The organism is Corynebacterium limaceinasi (genome assembly GCF_046717465.1).
GTDB lineage: Bacteria > Actinomycetota > Actinomycetes > Mycobacteriales > Mycobacteriaceae > Corynebacterium.
Map to the genome: position 1 here is coordinate 785,211 of NZ_CP177100.1, position 15,197 is coordinate 800,407.

Sequence of the window (15,197 nt, forward strand, 5' to 3'; positions counted from 1 at the left end):
CCGGTACTAAATAGCGTCGCGCGTCACACAACATCAAAACCGACCAACGCATCCACTACATCATGGACCCGGTCACCGGCACCGTACCTACCAAGTAGACCACCCCAAAGGACCACTGACCACCCACAACACACACTGGCACTATACCTGGAGGAAATTCTTGGACCACAAAAAGAAAAAGCACCAGAAACAATCTGGTGCTTGAGGGTCCTGCCTAGAGAACGAGCAGGTCATAGCGGGTGGCTTTGACATCGGAAAGCCGCTTGCGGGCGCGCTCTAAGCGCTGCCATTGTTCCTGGGGGATGGATTTCCGGGCGATGGTGACGGTTTCAGCATCGGGGGTTCCCCAAGCAATGGGCATGGGGGATATCTGCTGCCAATGCTCTTTATCGGAAGTAGAACGCTGACCGGACACGGCGGCGACTGGAACCTTGGTGCCAACGGTGCGTTGGACGCCGGGAATGGAGGACACCGTGCGCAGGCACGCGCCCCAGCGTGGGGGAAGGGACGGATCCACATTGGTATTTACCAAGGCAAGAAGGATCATGTCTCGCTCGTTGACCTGCGCGATGACGGCGGGAGCGAGCGGATAAGAGTCATAGAGGGATTGGGCCGTTCCCACCTTGCTTGCAGCGGCGACGCCGACGATGGCAACGACGATGCCAAAGAGGATGAGCCCTAAGCCCAGGGTGATTCCCCAGGAAAAGTTCCACCAGACGGCGGCGCCGGCGATGATCAGGATGAGGCCGAAGATAAGCCCGGATACGCGAAGCCGGTTGGAATCGCGCAATAACTCGTTATTGGCCTTGGCAAAGGACTCGTCAACGTCGAACTTAAAGATCTTCATTGGCCTAAGTCTACTGCGTCCATGAGCCGGTAGGCATATCCTTGCTCGGCGAGGAAGCGTTGGCGGTGCATGGCGTAGTCCGCATCTAGGCTGTCGCGGGTGACCAGGGTATAAAAGAGCGCCTCGGTTTCCTTCGGGCGCAGCAGGCGGCCAAGGCGTTGTGCCTCTTCTTGGCGGGAGCCAAAGGTGCCGGAGACCTGGATGGCCAGTGCCGCTTCGGGCAGGTCGATGGAGAAGTTGGCCACTTTGGATACGACGAGGATGGCCAGCTCGCCCTCGCGGAATTGCTGGAAGAGTTTTTCGCGCTTGGCGGTAGAGGTGGTGCCATCGATGACGGGGGCATCGAGGTGCGCGCCTAATTCGCGCAGTTGATCCACATATCCGCCGATGATGAGCGCTTGTTGGTCATGGGAGGCAAGGATCTTATCGACAGCCCGGAGCTTGGCCGAGGCTTGTGCAGCGATGCGGTAGCGATCGCGCGGCTGCGCGGTGGCATAGAGCATGCGTTCTTCCGGATCCATATCCACGCGGACTTCGATGCACTCCGCGGTGGCGATATAGCCGGCCATTTCCAGCTCTTTCCACGGCGCGTCGTAACGCTTCGGGCCGATGAGGGAGAAGACATCGCCTTCGCGGCCATCCTCGCGCACGAGGGTGGCGGTAAGTCCTAGCCGGCGCCGCGATTGCAGGTCCGAGGTCATGCGGAATACGGGTGCGGGAAGCAGGTGGACCTCGTCGTAGATGATAAGCCCCCAGTCGCGGGAGTCGAAGAGCTCGAGGGCGCGGTACTCACCCTTGGTTTTCCGGGTGACCACTTGGTAGGTGGCGATGGTAATCGGCTTGATTTCCTTCTTCTCACCGGAGTATTCGCCGATATCGTTTGGAGAAAGCGTCGTGCGGCGCAAAAGTTCGTCGCGCCACTGGCGGCCGGCAACGGTATTGGTAACCAAGATGAGGGTAGTGGATTGCGCCTTGGCCATGGCGGCAGCACCTACGATGGTTTTGCCGGCACCGCAGGGCAGCACGACGACGCCGGAACCGCCGGACCAGAAGGCATCGGTGGCGTATTCCTGGTAATCGCGCAGGTGCCAGCCGTCCTCGTTCAGCGCGATGGGGTGGGATTCGCCGTCGATATAGCCGGCGAGATCTTCGGCGGGCCAGCCGGCCTTGAGGAGTTCTTGCTTGAGGCGGCCGCGTTCTGAGGGCGCCACGGCGATGGTGTTGTCATCGATGCGCGAACCCAGCAGTTTTCCTACCTTGCTGCGGGAGAGCTCGGTGAGGATGGCGGGTTCTTCAGATTCGAGGATGAGCCCGTGGGCGGGGTGCGCCTGGAGGCGGACGCGGCCGTAGCGGGACATGGTCTCGGCGACATCGACAAGCAGCGATTGCGGGACCGGGAACCGGGAGTAGGTTTCTAGGACATCGACGACCTGCTCGGCGTCGTGGCCGGCGGCGCGGGCATTCCACAATGCCAGGGAAGTGATGCGGTAGGTGTGCACGTGCTCGGGGGCGCGTTCCAGTTCCGCGAACGGCGCGAGGGCGGTGCGCGCAGCGCCGGAATCTGGATGATCGACTTCCAGCAAGACGGTCTTATCCGACTGCACAATCAGTGGTCCGTTCATGCGTCTAGGGTAACGGAGGTGATGCGGTGCAAGGGAAACCGGATGGTGGAGCCATCGGCGGCGCGGGCATCGATTTGGCCACCGGCGACGGTCAGTGGGGTAACGGTGCGGGTCTTGGTATTGCCATTTTTATCGGCGTAGCCAATGGTGATGGGGCGTGCGGTGCGCGCGGCGGCGTGGACCAGATCCAGGTTGGGCAGGCTCGGGGCCTCGCCAGTGGTGAGGTTGCGCAGCGCACGCGCGATATCCGGCGGCGCGGCTTGAGCGCGAGGGCTGGGCGTGGGAAGTGTCGCGGGCTCGGGCGCGATGGACAGGCTAGCGCCGGTTTCGTCCTCGGCGGCGGGGGAGAGGCCGTGCTCGCGCAGGAGTTCCAACAGCTCGCTGACGCGCAGCTGGGAAATCGCGACCGTGGGGGCCAGCAGGCGCAGCGGGGTGGCCTTCGCGGCGATCTGCAAGAGGGCTGGGTCCTCGCTGCGCAGGTAGGACAGGGCAGGGCCGGAGCGCAGGGTGCCGTGGCGCTTGGCGATGTCCTCGATGTGGAACGCCAGCGTATGCGGGACATCGCCATGCGCGGCGAAGAAATCGCGGATCTCCGTGCCTGTCATCCCGCGGTCGAGGCCGCGGCGGAGGGAGGCATCGCTAATGCGGTAGACGCTGGCGAGTCCAGGTGATTCCAAGTCCGCGAGGGACTCCAGGGTGTGGTGGGCCGCGGGCTCGAGGGGCCCTGGCACGAGCACGGTCATATCCGCCTGGACCAGGAAATAATCGATGGTGTCGGGTGTGAGGGTATCGGCGGCATCGAAGCCATCGATAAGCACGCTGGTGGCTCGCCCGAGCGCGATGGCGCCTATCCATTCGGCCTCGCGGTGCAGCTCCTCGATGGTCTCCGGGGAGGTATGCGTGGCAAAAAGCGGGAAGGAAAAATGCAGATCCTCTTGAAATTCGGCCGCGGACAGCGGCTGCGCGGAGTGGAGGTAGACATCGAGGATGTGCCGGCGAAATTTGGGTAGGCGGTCGGTGCTGGCAGAGAGCACCCGGCCGGATTCCCACGGGGTCCAAGGGGAGTATTCCCAGGCCGAGAGGAGCACGCGCCACTGCGCGGCTAGTTCTGCATCGAGCCACTCTTGGGCGGAGTCGGTGGGTGCGAGGAAGTTCCCTTCGTACCCGGACGGCTCGCCGCGGTTGATAAGTCGCGCAGACAGGCCAAGCGTAATCAGGCGGCGCAGCTCTGGTTCCGCGATGTCCAGCTGCTTGCTGAGCTGGGCAAGGGGACGCACGCCGACGGTTTTATCCTTGAGCAGCTCGATCGGCCGGGCGCCGAGGGCAGAAATCAGCTGTTGCATGCCGCGCACTACCGACAGGCCTGCGGCGGTGCCGGCGTCATCGGCCTTGCGGTCAGCGGTGGGCTGGCCGCGGCGCGCGGAGGGCTCAGTAGGGATGTGTGGGACGGTGTGCCCCTTCATCGCGCGATGAACCTCGCGCGGGAGGCGAACGGTCTGGGAGTCAACGCGCTGCAAGAGTTGCTTGGCAATCAGCCGCGGCACGGGGTGGGCCGGATTGGTCTCGCGGGTGGTACCGATGCCATTGGAGCGCGCCAGGGTGGCAAGCACGTGGCGTTCGTCTTCGGCGAGGGCATCGATTGTCGCGGGCGATACCTCGAGCTGGTTGAGTAGCGACCAGCCCGTGGGCAGCGCGGGCATGACCTCCGGCGGGATTTGCACCGCGCCGAAGGCGAGGCCGCGCTCCTTCAGCTCGCGGGTAATTTCGGGGTTGTGGTCTTCTACCTCTGCAAGCTCGCCGCCGCGCTTGGCGATGCCCTCCAGCACCGCCAACTGCTGCGCGTTACACTCCGCTAGCGCCCGGGCGATAGAGGTGCGCAAGAGGAGGCGCGTGGCCAGCGCCGCGATGGAGGGCGGCAGCGGGGTTAAAACATCGGGGCGGTGGCGAAGGATGGTGGCCAGTTCCTCTTCCGAAAGAGAATTAAGCCAGGTGCGAAAATGCGGGAGGTGGGAGGACTGAGTCATGATAAATCACAATTTTAGCGCCGGATTGAGTTACGTTTTTGCCCGAGGTTTGAAATAATAAGGCTATGTCGAATGAAAAGAATGGCTTTGTTTCCCCGGCTTGGCCGGACAATGAACACCGCGAGCATGCAATTACGGAAATTTCTGCGCCTTTTGCTGGTGCTTCCAGCCCCTACGGCGACGATCTGGTGCTGCCGATGCCGGCAGAGAAGTTGAACTACGTTCACCCTTATACCCGCATCAATCGCTAAAAAAATTCCCCTTGCCGCGGACGGCGAGGGGAATTTTTATGTGCTTATTTAGCGGCTGAAGTTCTCAACCAGCTGCGCAACCGGGTCGATGACGTTGCGGTTCGCGGAGTAGAACGCGTTAAAGTCGTGGCGGTTTGCGTGGTAGAAGTCGGTGAACTGCGCCGGCAGCTGCAGGCCGTAAGCATTAGCGGTGTCCTTAACAAGGTTGTAGACGGCGTCTACGGCGAGCTCATCGGACTTGTTTTCTACTGCCTGCTGCACTGGCTGTGGTGCCTCAGCGGGTGCGGAAGGTGCGGTGCGCTCGGTTGGCGCGGAGTTTAGGCCAAGGGAGGCCGAGCATGCGGGCCATGCGCCCCAGCCCTGGTTAGCCAGGGTGCGCTCAGCGATGACAATCTGCTGCTCGCGGGTTGCCTGGTTAGCGGTAGGGGCGAACTCACCGCCGCCGTATGCCTGCCAGGTCTGCGCGTTGAACTGCAGGCCGCCGTGGTAACCATTGCCGGTGTTGATGTGCCAGTCGCCGCCGGACTCGCACTGTGCGAGGCGGTCCCAGTCGGAGTCAGGGGCAGCGGCGGCGTTCGGCGCCATGATGGCGGCGGCTGCGCCCAAGGCAACGGTGCCCGCGGTGAACTTGGCGGCAAAGTGGTTAGTCTTAGCGGAGTGGCGTCCCATAAAAGTAGTCCTTTCCGTGGTGCCCGTTTTCGTGTAAATGTATTGCGCCTAGAAGAAAGGATGGGCAGGGAAACCTTCTTTGCGGCGACACTGGGGGCCAGCGTAGCGGTTTATAACGAAATAGTCACGTTCTGGGCACTAAACGGGAAAGAATTGAGACTATTGTGGTTCCGTCAGCAAAGTTTCCGCAGGTAATTGCGGCGTTGTGAACTATGTCACACGACGCGTGGAACTTCTGTTCTGTATAACTTCCAGCTAAACTTAAGAATTTACCCAAGAGAAGAGGTGGATACCTATGCCCATTGGCAAAGTGAAGTGGTATGACGCCGAGAAAGGTTTCGGTTTCGTTAGCAACCCGGGCGATGAAGACGTCTACGTCGGCCGGAATGTCCTGCCCAAGGGAATAGAAGAAATCTTTCCGGGCCAGCGCATCGAATTCGATTTCGCGGCGGGGCGCCGCGGGCCGCAGGCGCTGCGGGTGCGCGTGCTGGATAAGCCGCGCCGGCGCGCGCCGGCGCGCAAGCCGGAAGAGCTCGGCAGCATGGTCTCTGATGTCATGACCCTGCTGGAATCCCAGGTGCAGCCGGTGCTGAACTCGGGGCGTTACCCCGAGCGCAAGACCGGGCGCCAAGTAGCAGAAATCCTCCGCGCGATTGCGAAGGATTTAGATAGTTAATCATCCATGGTGGATAGGGACCACACGGTGGCGAGGGGGGTTTCTTCGCCATCGTCGTCGGTGCCAATCATGAGGGAGGAGACCTCCACCACCATGAGCCGGGGGCGCTCGCCAGTCGATGCCTCGATGGGGTCTACCGAACCGGGGATATCCACCTCGGTCGTTTCATTCGCACCGTGAGAGGTTTCGTCATTGGCGGCGGGATCATCATAAATGGACAGTACCTTCCATTCGTGATTAGAAATCTCTTCGGGGATGTCCAGATGCAAGGTGTCATCTTCGCCCACGGTTAGCTGGGGAACATCGCCTTCGGGGCAATCGGTTCCCGGCTCGCACACGAGGTAGGGTGTGACCTCCTTGGTGTTATCCCCCACGGAGGCGGTAATAGCAATCTCGCTCGGCTCTGGGCCTGGGCGCGAATTGCGCCAGCTTTGAAAGATCACCACGGAGGCGACGATGACCGCCACGACCACGATGAGCGCGAGGATCTGCAGCAGCGACTTTTTCCTTGCTTCCTTACGGGTTGCCATGGCCCATTACTTTACTCGAACGCGGTAGAGCTCATCCCACCGCTTGCCGGTAAGCCAGAATTCATCGGTGCCCTTGATATGCGCGATGCCGTTTAAGACATCATCGGGATCGGTGTATTTCGATTTATCGATGGCATCGGTAGAAATCACCGCGGTGACCTCGCCGGAGGAGGGATCTATGCGGTAGATATCTTCACTTCCCCACACATTGGCGTAGACATCACCGTCCACGCATTCCAGCTCATTGAGATCTTCCACGGGCGAGCCCTCGAGGGTGACCTCGGTGGTGGAGTGCTCCGCAAAGGTTTCTGGATCCATGTGGCGCAGGGTAGAGGTGCCATCGGACATGATGAGCTCGTCCTGGTTGGCGCAGAGCCCCCAGCCTTCGCCGGCATAGGTGGCGGTGTCCGTACGCTGGAAGTCGCCGTCATAGCGCAGGGCCTGCCCGCGCTTCCAAGTCAACTGCCAGATGGAATCGCCGTATTGGGTAATGCCCTCCCCAAAAAGCGAGTCATCCAGGGCGTGGTTTTGGAGGACCTCGCCGGTTTCAGGGGAGAAGCGGATGAGTTTGGATTCGCCCCATTGCCCGGTGCCGAGCAGGAGGTTGCCCTCGCCGTCTTCTTCGAGGCCTTGCGTAAAGGAGTTCTCTGGCAGCGGCGCGGTATCGAGGACTTCCACTGATAGGTGCTCGGGGGAGGAAGATTCAGAATTATCAGAAGAGCAGGCGGTTAAGGCGCAGCAGGGCACGGCAATGAGCGCGGCGCGGCGGAGAAACGACATGCACCATATGTACCACTGTTGGCGGGCCATCATGAATAATGAGGGGCGTGAGTAAGCGAAAAGCAAATCCGTTGATCGATTCCCGCGCCGTACGCATTGCGCGTGAGGCATTGGAAGAGGTGGGGGAAGGGGGCATCGGCAAGCATAGGGGCGTCGCTGGAATGGGCCGCAATGTTGTCACCCATCGCTTTGCGGCGGATATGCCGGGCTACCCAGGATGGGAATGGCAGGCCGTGCTCGCGTGCGCGGAAGGTTCGCGCTACGTCACCGTCAACGAGGTGGCGCTGGTGCCTGGCGGGGAGGCGCTGCAGGCCCCGGAATGGGTGCCGTATGAGGACCGCGTGCTGCCGGGGGATTTGGGCCCGGGAGACCTCATGCCGCCGGCCATCGATGATGAGCGCCTGAACGGAAATGAGCTTTCCGCCAAGGGCCTGGCGGATGCCAAGCATCGCTGGCAAGAGGAATATGGTCCAAACTCGGAGATGGCGGCCAAGGCGCACCTGCAGTGCCGCACGTGCGCTTTTTATATGCAGCTCATGGATAACTTTGGGGTATGCGCCAACGAGTATTCCGCTGATGGCCGCGTGGTGCACGCGCGCTACGGTTGCGGTGCGCATTCGCAGACGCGGGTGAGCGAGGAGAAGGCGCCGGCCGCGGCCTTCGATGATGAAAAGCCCATTTACCAAGATTTTGATTTTGAGGATTAAAGCAGCACACTTAGGGCGTAAAAATACCGCTCTACGTGAAAGGGCACGGCGTGAAAGCCACTCTCGATCGCTATTTCCACATTTCTGAACGCGGTTCCACCATCGGAACCGAGCTACGCGCGGGAACGGTCTCGTTCTTCGCCATGGCATATATCATTTTGCTCAACCCGCTGATCCTGGGCACGAGCCCGGACGCGGAGGGCTATACCTTAGGCGTGCCGCAGGTTGCGGCCGCCACTGCGCTGGTCGCCGGCGTGATGTCCATTGCCTTCGGTGCGATTGCGAAGTACCCCTTCGCCATGGCCGCGGGCCTGGGCATGAATACCTTCGTCGCCGTCAGCATGGTCGCTACCAGCGGGCTGACCTGGCAAGAAGCCATGGGTCTCGTGGTAATCGAGGGCCTTATCATTGTCCTGCTCGCCGTGTCCGGATTCCGTACCGCGGTATTTGACGCCATCCCGCAGCCCATGAAGGCCGCGATGGGCGTGGGCATTGGCATGTTCATCGCCATGATCGGTTTCGTGGATGGCGGGTTCGTTACCCGCGTGCCCGATGCCGCACAGACCACCGTGCCGGTGGGGCTGGGCATTAATGGCTCGATTGCCACCTGGCCGGCGGTGGTCTTCGTCATCGGCCTTATTATTTGTGCTTTCATGGTCATCCGCAATGTGCCGGGCGGGCTATTTATCGCCATCATCCTCAACACGGTGATTGCCTTCATTGTCCAGGCGCTCACGGACTCCGAGGACTGGGGCATGGCCGCCCCAGAGGCCCCAGATGCGCTGGGTGGGCTGCCGGATCTGTCCATCGTGGGCGATGTGAACCTGGTCGGCGCCTTTGCCAATATCGGCGTGATCTCCACGGTCCTGCTCATCTTCACCCTGCTGCTGACCAACTTCTTTGATGCCATGGGCACCATGACCGGGCTGGGCAAGCAGGCCAAGCTCGTGGATGACAACGGCAACCTGCCGGGCATGAAGAAGGCGCTGGTCGTGGAAGGCGCCGGCGCGGTGGCCGGTGGCTTGGGCTCGGCGTCCTCGAATACCGTCTTTGCGGATTCCTCTGCCGGCATTGCCGATGGCGCGCGCACCGGCCTGGCCAATATCATGACCGGCCTGCTATTTATCGCCGCCATGTTTTTCACCCCGCTCTATGAGATCGTGCCCATCGAGGCCGCCGCACCCGTCCTGGTCATCGTGGGCGTGATGATGGCCGCGCAGCTCACGGATATCCCGTGGACGCGCATGGAGGTGGCCATCCCGGCCTTTTTAACCATCGTGGTCATGCCGTTTACTTATTCGATCGCCAATGGCATCGGCGTGGGCTTTATTACCTTCGCGCTCATGTCCACCTTTGCTGGTAAGGCCAAGCAGGTGCACTGGATCATGTGGCTGCTTGCTGGCTTGTTCGTCATTTACTTTGGCATCGATCCGATTTCGGAGGCCATCGGCTAGCCTGGAAGGCATGCATATCTCTGATCCCCGTGACCCTCGCCTGGACGATATTCGGAACCTCAACAAATCCGATAAATCCGGCGAGGGTTTGGTCATTGCAGAAGGCCCCTTGGTGGCAGCCCGCCTCATGGAATCGCGGTTCCCCATGCGCTGCCTTGTGGGCTTTCCCCAGAAGCTGGAGGCCTTCTTTGCCGAGTACGGCGAGCCCGAGTGCCCCGTCTACGAGGTCTCTCGCGAGACCCTGGCGGAGGTCGCGGGCTTCGATATGCACCGCGGGCTGGTTGCCGCAGCGGACCGCGCCCCAGAGTCGGAGGTGGGTGAGATCCTGGAGCAGGCCCGCACCATCGCCGTGCTGGAGGGCGTGGGGGATCATGAAAATATCGGCGCCATTTTCCGCCACGCGGCGGGCATGAACGTGGATGCGGTATTGCTCGGCTCCGGCGCTGCGGATCCGCTCTATCGCCGCTCGGTGCGCGTATCCATGGGCCATGTGCTGCGCGTGCCCTTCGCACATTTAGAGGGCGGTTTCACCACGTGGCAGCGCTCGCTGCAGGCGCTTGCCGATGCCTCCTTTACCCTCATTTCCTTAACCCCCAACCCCCAGGCGGTGCACCTGGCAGAGGCCATGCACGGGCAAGACAAGGTGGCCATGCTCGTTGGCGCGGAGGGCCCCGGGCTTACCGAGCACGCAATGAAGGCCACAGATATCCGCGCGCGGATACCGATGGCCCCTGGTACCGATTCTCTAAATGTTGCGACCGCGGCCGCCATTTCCTTTTATGAGCGCCAGCGCTCCTTAAGCGACTTGAACGTCTGACGCAGCCAGTTGCCAATCAACGAGCCGAGGTGTTTGGCGGTGGAAAGGATCTCATCGCCGGTGGAATCCGGCTCGGCATCGTGATCCTCGTAGTCGTCATAGTCGTTTAGGCCCAGCCTATTCGCGGATTGCGCGGCGAACTCGCTGACCGGCTGCTTTGGCTTGGGCGGATCGATCTTGGGTTCTGGGCGCCCGTCCACGGCATAACCCACGACGTCCAGGTCTGGGCCTTCCCGCCCCACGGTGATGCCCAACCAGTGTTCCTGGCCGGCCTCCATGATGCTGTGGGGCCGAAATGGCAGGGAAATGCCGCCGAGGGATTCGTCCTTTTCGCCGGCCCAAAACGGCGCCTCGAAGGGCTCGGGCAGGCCGGTGTCCTCGTACAGGCGGTCACGGGTGGCGCACAGGCTGCGCTTGAGCTCGCCGCCTTCCCACAGCGCGAAGCCCGCATAGTCCTCGTCCGCGTTGCTAACAAGCGCGATAACCCGCTGGGCGGGGACTGCGTTTAAGAGGTCGTTCGGCAGTTGGGAGAGCAGGACGGACTCGCCCTCGCAGACCGTTTGCACCACAGTAGTGCCCGGGTAGCCGCCGATGTAGTATTCATTCGGATCCGTCTGCGCGGAGCGGTTGAGGGGGAATTGCCCAATCGGGGTGACCGGGAACTTGGGGTTGAGCTGGGCTAGGAACTTGCGGCCGAACCCGCGGTCCGCCTTGGGCTCGGTTTTGAGAACCTCTTCGGCGCCGGGCTTGGAGATGTACCACAGCGTGAGAACGGCATGAGAGATGTCCACTGTTTAGTCCCTCGGGCGCTTGGTATTGGAGCGAACGCCCAAAAGCACGTCCTCCCAGTGCGGGGTCACGGCCTTGCGGCGGCGCTTCGAGGGCTTGGATTCGGAGGACGGATTCTGCAGGAATTCCTCTTCTTCCGTCTCCTCGCTGGAACCGGAAATATCGGTGACATTGGCGGGCTGATCGCCGTCAATGGCTTCGTCATAGCGGCCGCTGCCCAATGAGGTTAGCGAGCGCACCGGCTGTACGAAGTCCGGGTCCGTAAGGTCTGCCGCGACCGAGTTGCGGGCCTCAACCGTAGCGGGCGAGGACATGGACTGCTTGAAGGTCCACTCCGCCTCGTTTTCAGAAAGGCCCGCCTTCCAGGTCACGCGCACAACCCACGGCTCGCCTTGGTGGCGGTAGGCATCCCACGTGGACTCCGAGAGGGAGTGGCCACGGGCGGCAAAGGAGCTTGCCAGTACCTCCCACAGGGTGAGCTTGGCCGGGCCGTCTTCGCGCACCGGGTGGGCCTGCTTGGACACCTCAGAAATGCGGTTGCGCTCCAGCATGACTGGGTAGGCAAAGGGCTCGATGCGCGATTCATCGACGTGCATCTCTTCCGCGAGCTCCGCGGTGGAGGCACCGGCACGAATGCGGTTTTGGATCTCTGCCGGCCGGATCTGCTTTTCTTCCTCTTCGTGGGAGGGCTTGGGCATCGGCGCTAGCTTTGGCGGCTCCGGCTTGCTAGCGGTGGGCGTGAGGGCGGAACGCAGCTCATCGGTGATGGGAAGGGAAAACTCTTCGCCTTCTTCGGTGCGTAGCACCAATGAGTCTTCGCTCGATTCGCTGTCAACGAGAAACAGCTCGCGCATAGTGTGGCGCTCCTTTGCCTATCGACGGAAGGACGGATCTGTGATGCAGTCAACTATAACGCGAAAAGGCCCCGCGCCATGCGAGGCGGCGGGGCATGTTGATCACTTAGTTGGCATCCAGCACGTAGTCGATGCACTGCGTGAGCTTGGCGATGTCCCCAGGCTCAATCGCCGGGAACATGCCCACGCGCAGCTGGTTGCGGCCCAGCTTGCGGTACGGCTCGACATCGAGGATGCCGTTGGCGCGCAGGGTGGCGGCAAGGTGGGCGGCATCGACGGAGTCGTCGAAGTCGATGGTACCCACGACTAGCGAGCGCGCTGCCGGTTCGCTAACAAACGGAGTGGCCTCTGGGCAGGATTCGGCCCAGTTGTACAGCGTGGAGGAGGATTCGGTGGTGCGCTTGACCATGCCGTCGAGGCCGCCATTGTCATTCATCCACTGAATCTGGTTATCCAGCATGAGCAGGGTGGCGATCGCCGGGGTGTTATAGGTCTGGTTCTTGCGGGAGTTATTCACCGCGGTCTGCAGGTTCAAAAACTCCGGAATGAAACGGTCGGAGTTATTGATCTTTTCGATGCGCTCCAGCGCGGCTGGGGACATGGCGGCGAGCCAGAGTCCGCCGTCGGAAGCAAAGCACTTCTGCGGCGAGAAGTAGTACACGTCGGTCTCTGCGATATTGACGGGGAGGCCGCCGGCGCCAGAGGTGGCATCGACAAGCACGAGCTGCTGGTCGTTGTGGGGGTGGGGGCGGACAACCTCCGTCATCGCACCGGTCGAGGTCTCATTGTGGGCCCAGGCGGCGACATCGGCATCGGCGGCAAGCTCGCGCGGATCCGGGGCGGTGCCGACGGGGGATTCGGTGAGCGCTGGGGCATCGAGCCACGGGGCCTTGGAAGAGGCCTTGGCAAACTTGGTGGAGAACTCGCCGAAGGTAAGGTGGGCCGACTGACGCTCGATGAGGCCGAAGGTAGCTGAATCCCAAAAGGCGGTGGCGCCGCCCAGGGACAGGACAATTTCGTATCCCTCAGGGAGCGAGAAGAGATCGCTTAAGCCCTCGCGTACGGAACCGACGAGGTTTTTCACCGCCGGCTGGCGGTGCGAGGTGCCCACGATAGCGGGGTCAATAGCCTCGATCTGGGCGGGGCGCACCTTGGAGGGTCCGCAGCCAAAGCGGCCATCGGAAGGCAAGAGATCTGCTGGCAGTGTGATTTCTGGAGTACTCACGCCGCTAGTGTAGAACAGTTCCGGTTGGATGGCAGGTATTTTGATGCCCGTAAACTTGTTGGCAGTATCACAAAGTTTGCTAGAGTGTGAATAGGTATAAGGCTGACTTGAATAAGTTAGTGCCTTAAAGAACTCTTTAACAGGGAAAGGAAATTCCGTGTCTACTGAAGAAAACAAGGTAGTACTCAAGCACGCCGGCAACGAGTACGAGATGGACATCAAGCAGTCCACTGAGGGCGATTCCGGCTTCGATATCTCCAAGCTCCGCAAGGAAACCGGGCTTGTTACCTTCGACCCCGGCTACACCTCCACCGGCTCCACCGAGTCCAAGATTACCTTTATTAACGGTGAGGAGGGCATCCTTCGCTACCGCGGCTACGATATTGCGGAATTGGCAAATAACGCCACCTTCAATGAGGTTTCCTACCTGCTGATTAAGGGCCACCTGCCGGACGAGCAGGAACTGTCGGAGTTCAATAACGCCATCCGCCACCACACCCTCTTGGATGAGGACTTTAAGGCGCAGTTCAACATCTTCCCGCGCGATGCACACCCGATGGCCGTGCTTGCGTCCTCCGTGAACATTCTCTCCAGCTACTACCAGGACCAGCTGGACCCGCTGGATGAGGAGCAGCTGGACAAGGCCACCGTTCGCCTGCTGGCTAAGGTGCCGATGCTGGCCGCTTACGCTTACCGCGCATCCCAGGGCAAGCCTTATATGTACCCGGATAACAACCTGAACGCGCGCGAGAACTTCCTGCGCATGATGTTCGGTTACCCCACCGAGGAGTACGAGGTTGACCCGGTTGTCTCCAAGGCGCTGGACAAGCTGCTCATTTTGCACGCTGACCACGAGCAGAACTGCTCCACCTCCACCGTCCGCATGATTGGTTCCGCACAGGCCAACATGTTCGTCTCCATCGCTGGCGGCATCAACGCCCTGTCCGGTCCGCTGCACGGCGGCGCTAACCAGGCCGTGCTGGAGATGCTCGAGGACATCGAGAAGAACAACGGCGGCGACGCTACCGACTTCATGAACCGCGTGAAGAACAAGGAAAAGGGTGTTCGCCTGATGGGCTTCGGCCACCGCGTGTACAAGAACTACGACCCACGCGCGGCCATCGTCAAGGAAACCGCACACGAGATCATCGATCACCTGGGCGGCGACCCGATGCTGGACCTGGCCATGAAGCTGGAAGAGATTGCGTTGAACGATGACTACTTCGTCTCCCGCAAGCTCTACCCGAACGTGGACTTCTACACCGGCCTCATCTACCGCGCCATGGGCTTCCCGACGGACTTCTTCACCGTCCTCTTCGCCATCGGCCGCCTGCCGGGCTGGATCGCTCAGTACCGCGAGCAGCTGGAGATGAACACCAAGATCAACCGTCCTCGCCAGATTTACACCGGTGAAACCCTGCGCAAGGTTACCCCTCGCAGCGAGCGCTAAATAGCGCTTTTGGTCGCCCCAATTCAACCGAATCGGGCTTGAGCACTATAATTGGTGCAGCTCGGTTCGGTTTCATTGCGACCGCACGAACAAACTAGATTTCCCAAGGAGACTAATCCCCATGGATAAACCTGTTATTGAAGCCCAGTCTGGCCCAGCGCCGACCGACCTCGTCATCGAGGACATCGTCGTAGGCGATGGCGCTGAAGCCAAGCCTGGTGGCGTAGTGGAGGTCCACTACGTTGGCGCCGAATATGAGACCAACCAAGAATTCGATTCCTCGTGGGACCGTGGCCAGTCCATCGAGTTCCCACTGACCGGTCTCATTGCCGGCTGGCAAGAGGGCATCCCGGGAATGAAGGTAGGCGGTCGCCGTCAACTCATCATCCCGCCGGAAAAGGCCTACGGCCCCGCCGGCGGTGCGCACCCGCTGTCCGGCCGCACCTTGGTCTTTATCATTGACCTCATCCGCGCCGACTAAGCTGCGCTAAAAATCGTTGAA

At 61.2% G+C, this 15,197-nt stretch carries 16 protein-coding genes; 7 read left to right on the forward strand and 9 right to left on the reverse strand.

Features of this window, described 5'->3' with window-relative positions; all coding sequences use genetic code 11:
• Positions 1-214 precede the first annotated feature (214 nt).
• The 3 genes from ACLI1Q_RS03960 to ACLI1Q_RS03970 are packed head-to-tail and all read right to left on the reverse strand — an operon-like array spanning position 215 to position 4,493.
• A complete protein-coding gene (locus tag ACLI1Q_RS03960) occupies positions 215-847 on the reverse strand; it encodes a DUF3239 domain-containing protein (protein ID WP_239269238.1) in 633 nt (210 codons plus the stop codon).
• Complete coding sequence (locus ACLI1Q_RS03965; RefSeq protein WP_239269237.1) at positions 844-2,469, reverse strand: DNA repair helicase XPB; 1,626 nt, start codon at positions 2,467-2,469, stop codon at positions 844-846. Before ACLI1Q_RS03965 ends, ACLI1Q_RS03960 begins: the two co-directional genes overlap by 4 nt.
• The gene (locus ACLI1Q_RS03970) at positions 2,466-4,493 is read right to left on the reverse strand and encodes a helicase-associated domain-containing protein (protein ID WP_239269236.1); all 2,028 of its coding nucleotides are present in this window, start codon (positions 4,491-4,493) and stop codon (positions 2,466-2,468) included. Before ACLI1Q_RS03970 ends, ACLI1Q_RS03965 begins: the two co-directional genes overlap by 4 nt.
• 65 nt (positions 4,494-4,558) lie before the next feature.
• On the opposite strand from ACLI1Q_RS03970, the gene ACLI1Q_RS03975 reads away from it, so the two are divergent.
• Complete coding sequence (locus ACLI1Q_RS03975) at positions 4,559-4,744, forward strand: hypothetical protein (RefSeq protein ID WP_005279826.1); 186 nt, start codon at positions 4,559-4,561, stop codon at positions 4,742-4,744.
• Between the two features lie 48 nt (positions 4,745-4,792).
• Here the strand turns inward: ACLI1Q_RS03975 and ACLI1Q_RS03980 are convergent, their stop codons facing one another.
• A complete protein-coding gene (locus ACLI1Q_RS03980) occupies positions 4,793-5,413 on the reverse strand; it encodes a resuscitation-promoting factor Rpf1 domain-containing protein (protein WP_005281857.1) in 621 nt (206 codons plus the stop codon).
• Between the two features lie 295 nt (positions 5,414-5,708).
• Here ACLI1Q_RS03980 and ACLI1Q_RS03985 point away from each other — a divergent pair, with 295 nt between their 5' ends.
• Positions 5,709-6,089: a cold-shock protein gene (locus ACLI1Q_RS03985; RefSeq protein ID WP_239269235.1), complete on the forward strand. Its 381-nt coding sequence runs from the start codon at positions 5,709-5,711 to the stop codon at positions 6,087-6,089.
• On the opposite strand, the gene ACLI1Q_RS03990 is transcribed toward ACLI1Q_RS03985, so the two are convergent.
• Positions 6,086-6,619 carry a DUF2771 domain-containing protein gene (locus ACLI1Q_RS03990; RefSeq protein ID WP_239269234.1) on the reverse strand — a complete coding sequence of 178 codons (534 nt, stop codon included), beginning with the start codon at positions 6,617-6,619 and terminating at the stop codon, positions 6,086-6,088. The two genes, ACLI1Q_RS03985 and ACLI1Q_RS03990, sit on opposite strands and share 4 nt — an antisense overlap.
• Before the next feature lie 6 nt (positions 6,620-6,625).
• Positions 6,626-7,432, reverse strand: a complete 807-nt coding sequence (locus tag ACLI1Q_RS03995; RefSeq protein ID WP_284849643.1) for a glutaminyl-peptide cyclotransferase — start codon at positions 7,430-7,432, stop codon at positions 6,626-6,628.
• 5 nt (positions 7,433-7,437) lie between these two features.
• On the opposite strand from ACLI1Q_RS03995, the gene ACLI1Q_RS04000 reads away from it, so the two are divergent.
• Genes ACLI1Q_RS04000 through ACLI1Q_RS04010 form a run of 3 tightly spaced genes read left to right on the forward strand, consistent with a single transcriptional unit; the run spans position 7,438 to position 10,377 of the window.
• Entirely contained in the window at positions 7,438-8,106 is a 669-nt protein-coding gene (locus ACLI1Q_RS04000) for a DUF3027 domain-containing protein (RefSeq protein WP_239269232.1), read from the forward strand.
• Between the two features lie 50 nt (positions 8,107-8,156).
• Entirely contained in the window at positions 8,157-9,560 is a 1,404-nt protein-coding gene (locus tag ACLI1Q_RS04005; protein ID WP_239269231.1) for an NCS2 family permease, read from the forward strand.
• 10 nt (positions 9,561-9,570) lie between these two features.
• Positions 9,571-10,377, forward strand: a complete 807-nt coding sequence (locus ACLI1Q_RS04010) for a TrmH family RNA methyltransferase (RefSeq protein WP_239269230.1) — start codon at positions 9,571-9,573, stop codon at positions 10,375-10,377.
• On the opposite strand, the gene ACLI1Q_RS04015 is transcribed toward ACLI1Q_RS04010, so the two are convergent.
• The 3 genes from ACLI1Q_RS04015 to serC all read right to left on the reverse strand — a co-directional run bounded on the left by ACLI1Q_RS04015 (position 10,338) and on the right by serC (position 13,245).
• A complete protein-coding gene (locus tag ACLI1Q_RS04015) occupies positions 10,338-11,168 on the reverse strand; it encodes a DUF6928 family protein (protein ID WP_411697097.1) in 831 nt (276 codons plus the stop codon). The genes ACLI1Q_RS04010 and ACLI1Q_RS04015 overlap by 40 nt on opposite strands.
• Before the next feature lie 3 nt (positions 11,169-11,171).
• Positions 11,172-12,020: a septation protein SepH gene (gene sepH, locus ACLI1Q_RS04020; RefSeq protein ID WP_239269228.1), complete on the reverse strand. Its 849-nt coding sequence runs from the start codon at positions 12,018-12,020 to the stop codon at positions 11,172-11,174.
• A 106-nt stretch (positions 12,021-12,126) separates the two neighbouring features.
• Positions 12,127-13,245, reverse strand: coding sequence for a phosphoserine transaminase (serC, locus tag ACLI1Q_RS04025; protein WP_239269227.1), 1,119 nt, complete (start codon positions 13,243-13,245; stop codon positions 12,127-12,129).
• A gap of 157 nt (positions 13,246-13,402) precedes the next feature.
• On the opposite strand from serC, the gene ACLI1Q_RS04030 reads away from it, so the two are divergent.
• Positions 13,403-14,695: a citrate synthase gene (locus tag ACLI1Q_RS04030; protein WP_239269226.1), complete on the forward strand. Its 1,293-nt coding sequence runs from the start codon at positions 13,403-13,405 to the stop codon at positions 14,693-14,695.
• A 121-nt stretch (positions 14,696-14,816) separates the two neighbouring features.
• A complete protein-coding gene (locus ACLI1Q_RS04035; protein ID WP_023025863.1) occupies positions 14,817-15,176 on the forward strand; it encodes an FKBP-type peptidyl-prolyl cis-trans isomerase in 360 nt (119 codons plus the stop codon).
• Positions 15,177-15,197 lie beyond the last annotated feature (21 nt).